The following is a 10391-nucleotide window of genomic DNA, read 5'->3' as shown; positions in this document are numbered from 1 at the left end:
TCGGCTTAGAGAGAGGCATTGTGAGGCTGGTTCCCTTCTGGAGATCAAAAATCAGCTTGCCAATCTCTCTTCGGACCTCTTCCGGGAACCCTCGCAGAATATCTCTCACTTTGGGATGAAATAGAGCGGGTTTCATTGAAATGAAGTGTCCCAGTTTCGGGACTTAATGTCAAGGTTTTAGTCGGCCTTGAGAGAAGCGGTCATCGACGCGGTAAGCAAAACCGTGTGACCTCCGATGTCATACGGCGGTGATAAAATGAAGCAACAAGATAAGAAAATGAGTCCGATTAAAGATTAAAATGGGGTTCTGTCCCCGGGGTAGGAAGCCCTTTTATTCCGCGATCATTTTTACAGCGGTCTTTTCATCCTTTTCCCTGCAATAGATTCGGAAAATATATTCTTTTTCAGGAAGGGACTGGAGGACTTTAGAACAATCTTTTACTTCCTGGACATTATAATGTCCTTCCGGATTTTTCTTCAATACCTTTAGATAATAATTGGCCCCGTTCACCTCAGGCCCCTTGTTTCCAAACTGGTCCTCAACGAACCAGATATTCTCTTTTTGAAGTTGTTTCTGTTTCTTTTTCCAACGATCCATCGCCACACTCAGCTGTGTGGAATCGGCCCTTTCTTCAAAAACCCTTTTGGCCAATCTTCGTTCAACAAAAAGATTGTCTGCTATTTCTTTAACCCTCCCTGAGCCCTGATCGATATTGATGTCTCTTAATATTGTCTTAAACGATGCGTCGTCAAGGGTGTTAAAAACGGTCAATAACGCTTCGACGGAGTCGCACTCTGCGTACCAATTCCATTTTGCTTCTTTAAGGTGCCCATGGATCCGGTCAAGCATGGCATTACAGGCACGGCTGGTCTTATGCCCGTAAATCTGGCTATACATCTGGTAACGGGAAAATAAGAAATCTTCCACGGCGCCAAGGGCGCTATACCGGATGCCAACGCGGATCTCTTTGTTATCGGCCTGGCCATAAGCGCACATGCTTTTTAAGATCCGATTCGGATCATATAAACCGTAATTAACACCGCACATATGGGAATCCCGGAGTAGATAATCCATCCGATCCGCGTCCAGATCGCTGGAAATAATATCGTGTAAAAGTCCATGGATATTATATTCTTTGATCATCAGCCGGTCCGTCGGTGTGATCCCCTTTTCGATTATTGCACAGACGTCTTTCGCCATTTCGAAAGGATTCAAATCAAACTCTTTAAGAATCGTTCTGGAATCAAGGAGTATCCGGGTCGCGATGAAACAGGATAGGACCTCATGTCTGATCGGTTCTCTTTTATGATCTGATCGATCCTTCATAAGATAGGTTTGAATATGTTGATACTCGGTCTTTTGCTTTAAGCCTAATAGTTCATCTGCGGTTGGAAAAAAGTTCTCGAATAAATGGCTGAATGGGCCATGGCCGATATCATGAAAAAGGGCGGCAATCCGGACAATGAGTTTATAATAATGATCGTTGGCCAATAGTTCGAAGATCTTGCTTATTTCATGGCCATCCACCCGGTATGGCTCTTGATACGATTTTCGATCGGTTCCTGCTGCGCAAATATTTTTTTGGTTATTAATAATGGCTTCAAGATATTGATCGGCCAATCCCATGACGCCGATGCTATGTTCAAAACGGGTGTGATTAGCCGAAGGAAAGACCAGATATAAAAGAGAGTTTTGCCTCAATCCATGCAATCGTTGAAACCAGGGATGATCAATGATAACCCGTTCAATCGGACCAAAAGTAATCGCTCCATGAATCGGGTCTTGAATCGTATGCCTGGTAAAATCGTAATTTTCTAAAGTCATAGACAGATTTTATCGTTTTTCCCCCAGAAGCCAAGATAAGTCTTTTTCCATTTATTTGCAACAGGCGTCGCTAAAACAGTAAGAACGTTTCAGGGGACAGAGAACAAGCCGGGTCAAAACCGCACTCTAAAACAGCCTTAAAGAAAGTTGTCTAATTTAAAATCCCGTGACCTCCCCTGTCACACCCCTCTGGTAAGCTTCTGTATAAACATCATTCGCTTCTTAATAACCAGTTAAGAAGTGAGAGAGATTTTTTATCTCTTGTGACCCCGGATGTCACAGCGAGCCTTTAAACTTCCACAATCATCACCGGTCATCAAAAACTTTTAAAAACAGGAGGGTACAATGAGCAGCACAAAGAAAAAACTTAAACTGGTTGGAAAACCGAAAAAGAATTCTCTCGAGGAGTTCATGTCTATAGAGGAGTTCAATGCCCGGATCAAAAATATGAAAAAGGTGATTAATCCTGACAAACTCCCTTTTCCATTGATTACCTACTATGAGTTTATGGAGGATCACTCGGGTTTCAAATGCGCCGATGGATTTGAGGATGAGAAAGCGGCAGTCGCTTTCGCCACAGAATATGCCGAAAAATCCAGCAAAAAAATCATATTAATCGATACAGAATGTGAAGAACTCGGTTATGAAGTCTGGATCGAGAAATAGTCAAATATTAGAAAATCTTAAAAAGGAGCTCACTATGCAGATTGAAATCTTTGAAGAAAAATCCACTGCCGTTAATTTGGGCGTTTTTGACCAGTGGGAACGGAAAATCGAATTAATCCGGGAACTGGGGCTTAAAGGCCAAGAGGCATGGATCTCGGCCTATGAGCGGGCAAAAAACATTCCGTTTAAAATCTTAACCCCGGAAGAACTTGCGGTCTGGGAGGAATTTCTCCCAACCGTTTACACTGATCAACCTGGCGTGGCAAATCACCATTTTGATGAGGAGGATACGCTGGATCTGCAGGGGTATACTCTTGATTTTATCCCTTTGCCTGTGCTTGAAATCTGGTCGGAATGCAAACTGAAAGGATATTTCAGCTCGTATCAGATCCGAAGCGCCGAAGAGGACCCGGTTTTAATCGGAATGATCGGCCCGTTGCGTTTTTTAATTGCCCGGTGGGGAGAGTCGTTAAGACCCTTCGAAGTTATTAAAGAGCGGCTGGGAGAAAGAATGGAAGAACGGACACCGACCTTAAGAAGAAGTTCACGGATACGGCCCAACCCGTTTCGGAGAGCCCTTTTTAATTGAACCACAATAACCAGTAAACGCCCAACCAGTGCGGGAGGTCCGACCAGGCTTCCCGCACCCTCAAAACTCATTCCAAACCAGGAAGAAAAAGGGGCCGGAAATAATGGGTTCACTCAGGTAAAAGTTTAGCGGATTTTGATATTGCTCCTTTGAAGTTGTATCTCCTTTTTTACCCCTCAGGCTTACCGATCACCGGAAATTTCTTAAGAATCTCCTCCAGGTCCCTTAAAATGTCTGGAATATGGGTGTAATCCAACAGGAGTCTGAATTTTAAAAGGCTTCCGGCTCCTGAGGGGTCTTTTGCTTCGCAATCCGCTCTGAAATTCCCTTTTCCATCCCCTTTCATCCTGATTTCCAGCCCATCATCCATCGACAAAAAGGAAGCTTTTCCCGGAATCGTGATATAAAGGGAAGTGAGTTCCTGATAGAACCGATAAAATTCGTCTGTTCGAAGGGAAGCCACGATTTTACCCGCAAAACCCCCTGCTTTCATTTCAACATCGGTCATAAGCCAATTCCCTTCCCAAAACTTTTTAGATTTTGGATCAGAACGTCTCACAGGATGAATAAGAAGATAGTCACTGTTTTTGTGACCCATTATCAAGGATACCGATACATCATCGTTCATAAATAACCGCCATTCATAGTTTTTTAAAATTGGAATTGTTCTGACTCCTCAAAATGAATCCATCCTTTAAAAGAGTTTGGAGTTTTCCTCTTTTAATAAATCAAAATAGTATTGCCGTGATCAGGTTGCGGCATTCATTTTGAACTTATTTTACGTGAGGGATGTGACAACCGGGGTCACGGAGATTAAAGAAAAATAAGGAGAGGAATTAACTCATGACAAAGGGTTTTGCGTTAAATCGGGTAAAAATAAATGAAAATCTGAAGTGGAGAAGGATTTTGAAATCTTTTGAAGAAATGGAACCAGAGGAAAGGAACTATTCTTTTTCGTTGGGCTTGTTGATAAGACTTTTAATGACCTGATAAACCGCGGATAATTCCCGAGGCTCCATCCCTTTTAATTCCGTTGAAATGGCCTCGATCAATTTGGCTTTTTGCTTCGCTTCCTGTTTTTTATCTTTAAAGGTCACCGGGCCTCTAAAATCGAGGAGGTCCTTGAGCGTCACATTCAGGGCTTCAGCCAGCATTTGAAGTGTCTTGAATGAGGGTTCTGAAACACCCCGCTCCAGTCTGCTGATATATTCAACGCTTAAATTAACACTTTCTGCAAGCTTGCCTTGAGTGAGTTTTACACTCTTTCGAATCTGCTTGATCCTCACTCCTAACTGTTTGTCGATTTCTGCCATATCCACTTTCATGAGCTCATGATATCGGGTAAAACTTGATAAAAAGGGACTATCTAATACGTTATTAATCCAATAAGTTAATGGTATGGGTTCATTTCCCTGGGATCAAAGAAAAATTGGATGGAAGGGGGTGATGATAGGCCAGATTATTGTTTCAATGTCGCTCGTCTGTTGGCAATACTCATGGCCTTACAGGCAGGTTTACCCATATTGGATTTTACGGTTATTCAGGGAAAGATGCGTGAGAACTATTTTGATGCGGTAAGGGCGGGATGGGACCGTAATTATGAACCGATGGAGCAGATTTTCAGGAAGGTTATTTCACGGACTTTACGGATTTCCGGGAAGAAGTAGAATTTTCCTTTTTACTGATTGTAGTAGCTATGACAGCAGGTTTTCGTACCCCTTCAATGGCTGACGAGGAGATGACCGCTCTGGCAATCATGGCCTGGCGCTTTGCTGGATCCTTAAGGTAAGAGTTTGTTTCACTTAATGTCTTTTTCTTCATAAAGATATTATAAATCAAACCTCAACAAAATCAAAAAGGAATCCCTTAAAAGGGCTAATCACTTTAAACGGCAATCTTGCGATCGAGTTCCACCGTGCCTTCTATTTTAACATTTAGCCGTTCCAAAATTTTCAGCAAGGTATCCCAAGATACGTTTTGATAATCTTCGCTTTCATACCTTGCAATTTGTCGAGAGTGCACGTGGACGAGTCGAGCGAAGCTTTCGACTGTCATACGAGCAGCGATTCGATATCGAATAGGCGCCACACGAAGATCATTTAAAGAGTGGATACGCAATTCCTTCGCTGGGGTTTTTAGTAATTCTTCGTAGTCTTTGATCTGCTTTTCGATTTCGGCTGCAAGTTCTGCGGTTTGACCCCGAGCGGCTCGTACCAAGGCTTCTGGCATTTGCGCCTGGCTCTTAGCGGTTAAAGCCTGTCGCAACAAAACAAGCTGTTTTTTGGAAGCTTCATACTGTTTTTCACTTCGGATCATGAAATTTTACCTCGCTTTTTTTCGAACGAGATCACCAAGATTCCTTTGGGTTCTCCGTCTCGATTAATTTGAAAAAATTTTGGAAAAGGAAGCCCGCTCCCGGCTTCAATCACACCGGCTGGGAAAAACTCAACTCCATACTTTTCTTTCATGGGTTCGCGTGTTTCAGCCAGGAACACGGGGTCAAGCTTGACAAGATCAACCTCCTCCGAATACTCCCAGCAGCCATCCACATCATTAGGTTTCTCCTTGTTTGTGACAAAGCTTCCATCAATCCAAATTCTTTTTATCCCCGCCCCTCGTAAGTTCTCCGTAGCCCTTTCCAGCCCTCGCATCAATTTCTCACGTTTTGCTGATAAACTCCCGAAGCGATTCTTCACAATGGGAAGCGATGTTTTGTATTCACCGGGGGGAAGTTCACCCGCTTCGTTAAAGTTCGTTAAAGGAAGGGATCTTCATAGTGTTATATTGACATGACTAAGTAGACATGTCAACTAAAACATGACCTTAATGACTTAATAATAATTAATATGAACTTATGCCCAAAATTATTAGCCATAATTTAAATCATTTTTGGGGTTGTCTAGAATCGGGAATTGGAAAAACAGTTGCCAAGGTACTGTAGGCGGAAATTTCAAGAGTCTATTTTCTTACTCTTCTGAAGCAGTAAGTTCGCATAAATCCATGGATGCAAAAATTAAGTTCGGATAACTGCGGGTAATACGAAGTGGTGACCCCGTTGTGATGTATATAGACCGAGCTTATGTTGGGCCAAGTTATTTATTCATGTGACTGGTCGAGCAAGTGGAACAGAGGTGCATACCGCCCATCACAGCCGATATCAGGTCATACAAATATTCGCGATCTCCGTCATCCACCAAGGTCAGGTAAGCACCTTCCCAGTTCTTCAGATAAACGCTGCGCAAGAACAGATAGACTGGCATGCTCTCATTGTATCCTTCAAGGGTCAGGCTGCGTTGAATCCAGCCCATCACGTGTCCGTGCGTAAGGGTTTGATGTGTCCCAAGCGCGTCGTCTGCTTCAGTCAAAATTCTGGAAAATTTATGAAAGTCTTGTGGATGTTCGTCGAGGTATTTCGTCGAGATCGCCTGCAGGCCAAAAAGATTCATTCGCCGATCTGAAATCGGAATTTCATCGTATTTTGTACTCGCTACACAGGATTGGAGAACGAATATTATAGAAAGCCCCAAAAGGAACTTCTGCAGAAACCCAAAATAGGCTCGAAAAGGTGACATCCTTTACTCCAGATGAGACTGCGCGGATAGGTGATCTTACCTTTTTTACCCAGGGTTGCTTGGTTCTTTTGTGGACAGGTGAAGGGCTACCGGCTTAAGGTTTTGAGAAGGCGGAACAGGTGGTGGTCCGTACAGCGCAAGCAGCGACTGGCGCAGGACACTTAGAGCGGAGCTGAGGAAAAGGCCTGCGATGATGGCGCCGACGACGATGTCCGGCCAGCGGGAAACGAAAATGTAGGTGCCGCCAGCGGCGAGCAATACCTGGGTCAATGAGTCTCCATGGGGGAAGACGGAGCCGCTAAAATAGAGGGGACAGGGAGCGGCTCCATTAACTCCAGGCCGCTTAGAGAAAAACCTTCTGATTGATCTGACCACCGGACCTGGGCTTTCCTTTCTACCCTTTTTTGAGGGATGTTGACAGAGACAAGATCGCCTATCTTTAGAACCGGCAAGCCTGAATGTTTTATTTTCATCCCCTGACTGGAAATATTCTGTATTACTGCGATCAGTAAGGGAAAATCGGCTGCGAGTGCTATGTGGCAATCCGCATTCCACGGGTAACGCTCCTCTTTTCTCCACTCAATCGGAACAGCGGTGAGACCTCTGACCCGATCTAAAAGCTCCTTCGGATGAAAAGGTTTTTTAAGGATTCTCTGATGGATTTGTAAAAGAATCGCCTCACCCTCTTCTCCAGCCGGAGGATTCCCGGTCATTAAAAGGAATCTGCCTGTCAGGAAAGGAAAATCCTTTTTCACACAGAGATAGAGCTGATATCCATCCAGCCGGGGCATATTGAGATCTGACAGGATGAGATCATAAGGACAACTTTTTATTTTATTTAACGCATCCACGCCGTCAGCGGCTGTTTCCACGAAATAACCCGCGGAGGCCAGGATATTCTGACAGGTTTCTCTGATCAGATCGTCGTCATCGACCACCAGAATCCTTTTTTCGGGCGTGGCAATCATGCCTCTTCCCCTTCCTTACGGTTTGGCCGTCCTATTCTCACACATCTAGAAAACACTCGGTCACTTATCTTAAATTCCTTTGTTATGCAATCCTGACTCGGGTTGTTTTGCTTTTTGAATTGGACATCCTCCCCGTCCTGAAAACGCGGAGAGGCGGATCTGACGAAAAACCGTTATCTATAAATTGCTTGCCGCGAGTTGATGAAAGTAGGAATGCGCACGGTTATTTCTTCAATAAATGAATAAATGATTTTTTAATCAATAGGTGATGTTTAATTTTACATCTGGTGAGAGTTTTGTCAAATCCAGGCCTTCGAAAGTGAGGAATCCCCGTGAATATAGGATAGTATACACTAACCTGTCAATGTCTTTTCACATCTCTTTTTAAACCACGTTTCTGATGGGATCTTGAGACGACATAAGCTTCAACGGACGAAACTTCGATCATCCAAATTTCTTGAGGAATTTTAACAATTTTCTTTCGAGCTTTTAGGCGCCCTTTTTGAATTGCCTTGAGAACCGATTCGGGAGTGATTCCCAGTTTTTTCGCCGCTTCGCGAATGGTGTAGGTTTTCTTGACGGCCATACTATAAAGATAACAGAGGGAAGGATTTTGTAAAGTTGGGAAAAAGGCTGGCTAATATTAAACTACTATAAAATCTCCAGGATCGCAATCTTCTGGCGAGGCTCCCTCGCCCGGAGCAAAATTCCGGACAGAAATTCCTGTTATGGAATGGGCCGTTCTTTTGTGGGACTAGGTAATACCTCCTCAAAAATAATATTATCTTAAAAGGTTATATTTATTTTGGGCTGAATTTTCCTTCCCCTTGAATTAGATTATTTTTCCAGTATCCAAGAATCTCGATGTGTCCGTCCGGGAGGATCCAAAAAATCTCTATTCCGATATTCTTTAAAGCAGGAAGAATTGGAGTTACCCATTTTTGATAAAACATGTTTTTTGAAAATGCAATGCCAGCCAGGTTTTTTCCGCAGACATTCTGAGTGGCCTGGTAGAGAACGTGTTCAACGTGTTTCTTGATTTGTTCTGAACCATAGGGCCTGGAGGGAGTGCTGGTACGTACCCGGGGGACAGTGGTGTTCCCTCGGACTTCTATAACAACATCCTGTGTTCCTTTAAGGGTCGCCCGGATATTATTGACCCTCTTGTCTATAAGGGGTGAATGAGTAACCAGAAATCCCCTTTCTTCAAGGTACTTACAGACAAGTTTTACGGCGTCCAATTGGGTCAGCATTCTGTTTTTGATTTGTTTAGTCATTGGTCTCCAATCGATGGTTTAATTTACCAAAATATAAATAGGGGGTTTTTGCACATCCCCCGAAAAGTGGGAGTATAACCTCTGAAAATTAGAAAAAATAAGGGAAAACCTCAAAAAAAATAAAAGGTTCTATTTCGTTAATCGGGCTAAAATTAAAAAGTTGGTGAAAAGTTTAGAGCCGGTTTTAAATAACTCGTTCTGGAGAAAACTATAGTCATTTTCCAGCTCGGGTTGTGAAAGACCGGCTAAATCCGGATCTTCCTTCCTCCATGACTCGAAGAGTTCTTCTGTCAGTTCCAGATGGCCCTGAATTCCGTAAGCCAGGGGACTGGCCTTGACAATCTGGTTCTGGCAATATTTCCCTGTTCAGGTTTCCAAACCTTTGCAGAGAGGGTCGGTTTTCCCTTGAGGGGTCAGGTTGACCTCGAAAAATATCTTTTCCGGATCGCGGAACCCAATCTCCTTCACGGGATTTTTCACGACTGCTCCACCCCCTGCTTTTACAAGGAGTTGTAATCCAAGGCAAATTCCAAAATAAGGGATTTGAGAAGAGAGGGCTTCCTGTATCCGGGTCAAAACGTTTTGAATCTTTTTATTGTTATCATTGGCGCTATCCGGTCCCCCTAGGACGATGAGAGCGCTAAAATTATTCGGCGGAGGGAAAAAATCTCCCCCTTCAAGGTCAACGATTTTAAACGGAATCAAAAATTTCTTTAAAAGGACCTCAATGATTCCCGGACCTTCTCTGGTACAATTTTTAACAATCAGAACAGGATTCATGTCAGTTTATTCCATTTTCTTTAATCTAAATCGGGGTTTTTACAAATCCCCCGAAAAGTTATCGTATGACCTGGAAAAATGACCAACATGGCGTACAACCCACATATAGAAGAAAGCGCAACAGCTTACTCCGATCCGGTGAAGGTTATTTTTGGCTAAAGGTCGGTTCCGGTTTCTTCCGCTTTTTCGGATAGCCTTCGCTCCTTGCCTGCTTCGTGTTTTTTCTTCTCTTCTTTCGCGAGTTCCTCAAGGGAATAAACGTTCATAGGAGAACGCCTTTTGAAATACTTTAGGTAAAGCTCCTCGATGTACTCACCCAGCGGCAGCTTCCAGGATTCCTGTTCATGGTTAGAAAGCTTACCGAACTTCTTGGGGTTCATTCCAAGCTCTCGAGCCATCTGAATTTGAGGATGGGAGAGATGAAACTTCTTTCTGGCTTCAATCCAGATCAGGTATTTGAGGGGGAGGTTCTTATTCATGGCCGCCTTATGAAGTTATTCCCAACGTTATCTATTTCATAGAGAGGGAGGTTACCAAGATCGTTCAGTCCCCTTTTCCATGACGTCTGCCTCATTGACATCCTCCCCTCCCTAAAGGAAGGGGATTCCTACGGCGTTCAGCTAAAAGCTAACTGACTCACTTCGGCGGGTTCCTGATTCATCGAGCGGCCTGACTGAGCCATCTCTCCACAGGCTAACCGGGCGTGCCCCGCCC

Annotated in this window: 13 protein-coding genes and 1 pseudogene; 2 read left to right on the top strand and 12 right to left on the bottom strand. The window is 43.7% G+C overall.

From position 1 onward, the window contains the following. Nucleotides 1-331: 331 nt before the first annotated feature. Nucleotides 332-1825: an HD domain-containing protein gene (locus tag HY200_09480; protein ID MBI3595174.1), complete on the bottom strand. Its 1494-nt coding sequence runs from the start codon at nt 1823-1825 to the stop codon at nt 332-334. Between the two features lie 345 nt (nt 1826-2170). Here HY200_09480 and HY200_09475 point away from each other — a divergent pair, with 345 nt between their 5' ends. Together HY200_09475 and HY200_09470 are read left to right on the top strand one after the other, a co-directional pair. Continuing rightward, entirely contained in the window at nt 2171-2491 is a 321-nt protein-coding gene (locus HY200_09475; protein ID MBI3595173.1) for a hypothetical protein, read from the top strand. A gap of 34 nt (nt 2492-2525) precedes the next feature. After that, nucleotides 2526-3080, top strand: a complete 555-nt coding sequence (locus HY200_09470; GenBank protein MBI3595172.1) for a hypothetical protein — start codon at nt 2526-2528, stop codon at nt 3078-3080. A gap of 169 nt (nt 3081-3249) precedes the next feature. Here the strand turns inward: HY200_09470 and HY200_09465 are convergent, their stop codons facing one another. The 11 genes and pseudogenes from HY200_09465 to HY200_09415 form a co-directional block, all read right to left on the bottom strand. Further along, on the bottom strand, nt 3250-3588 hold the full coding sequence (locus HY200_09465; GenBank protein ID MBI3595171.1) for a hypothetical protein: 339 nt from the start codon (nt 3586-3588) through the stop codon (nt 3250-3252). Nucleotides 3589-4024: 436 nt separating this feature from the next. Beyond that, complete coding sequence (locus HY200_09460) at nt 4025-4393, bottom strand: helix-turn-helix transcriptional regulator (GenBank protein MBI3595170.1); 369 nt, start codon at nt 4391-4393, stop codon at nt 4025-4027. A 571-nt stretch (nt 4394-4964) separates the two neighbouring features. Next, nucleotides 4965-5396: a helix-turn-helix transcriptional regulator gene (locus HY200_09455; protein MBI3595169.1), complete on the bottom strand. Its 432-nt coding sequence runs from the start codon at nt 5394-5396 to the stop codon at nt 4965-4967. After that, nucleotides 5393-5731 carry a hypothetical protein gene (locus HY200_09450; GenBank protein MBI3595168.1) on the bottom strand — a complete coding sequence of 113 codons (339 nt, stop codon included), beginning with the start codon at nt 5729-5731 and terminating at the stop codon, nt 5393-5395. The genes HY200_09455 and HY200_09450 overlap by 4 nt, the downstream gene beginning before the upstream one ends. A 441-nt stretch (nt 5732-6172) precedes the next feature. After that, nucleotides 6173-6652 carry a hypothetical protein gene (locus tag HY200_09445; GenBank protein MBI3595167.1) on the bottom strand — a complete coding sequence of 160 codons (480 nt, stop codon included), beginning with the start codon at nt 6650-6652 and terminating at the stop codon, nt 6173-6175. Nucleotides 6653-6784: 132 nt separating this feature from the next. Beyond that, a pseudogene (locus HY200_09440) lies at nt 6785-6922 on the bottom strand (cation transporter). Further along, nucleotides 6919-7620: a response regulator gene (locus HY200_09435; protein ID MBI3595166.1), complete on the bottom strand. Its 702-nt coding sequence runs from the start codon at nt 7618-7620 to the stop codon at nt 6919-6921. The pseudogene HY200_09440 and the gene HY200_09435 overlap by 4 nt, the downstream one beginning before the upstream one ends. A 361-nt stretch (nt 7621-7981) precedes the next feature. Then, nucleotides 7982-8206, bottom strand: a complete 225-nt coding sequence (locus tag HY200_09430) for a helix-turn-helix domain-containing protein (protein MBI3595165.1) — start codon at nt 8204-8206, stop codon at nt 7982-7984. Between the two features lie 214 nt (nt 8207-8420). Beyond that, the gene (locus HY200_09425; protein MBI3595164.1) at nt 8421-8897 is read right to left on the bottom strand and encodes a hypothetical protein; all 477 of its coding nucleotides are present in this window, start codon (nt 8895-8897) and stop codon (nt 8421-8423) included. Nucleotides 8898-9263: 366 nt separating this feature from the next. Beyond that, nucleotides 9264-9677 (bottom strand): type 1 glutamine amidotransferase, encoded by a 414-nt coding sequence (locus HY200_09420; GenBank protein ID MBI3595163.1) that lies wholly within the window; start codon nt 9675-9677, stop codon nt 9264-9266. Between the two features lie 155 nt (nt 9678-9832). After that, on the bottom strand, nt 9833-10156 hold the full coding sequence (locus tag HY200_09415) for a hypothetical protein (GenBank protein ID MBI3595162.1): 324 nt from the start codon (nt 10154-10156) through the stop codon (nt 9833-9835). Nucleotides 10157-10391: the final 235 nt, after the last annotated feature.

It is taken from the genome of Nitrospirota bacterium, assembly GCA_016194305.1.
Classification (GTDB): domain Bacteria; phylum Nitrospirota; class Nitrospiria; order JACQBW01; family JACQBW01; genus JACQBW01.
Note: the sequence above shows the minus strand (reverse complement) of the source record. Positions and strands in the feature narration are given on the sequence as shown.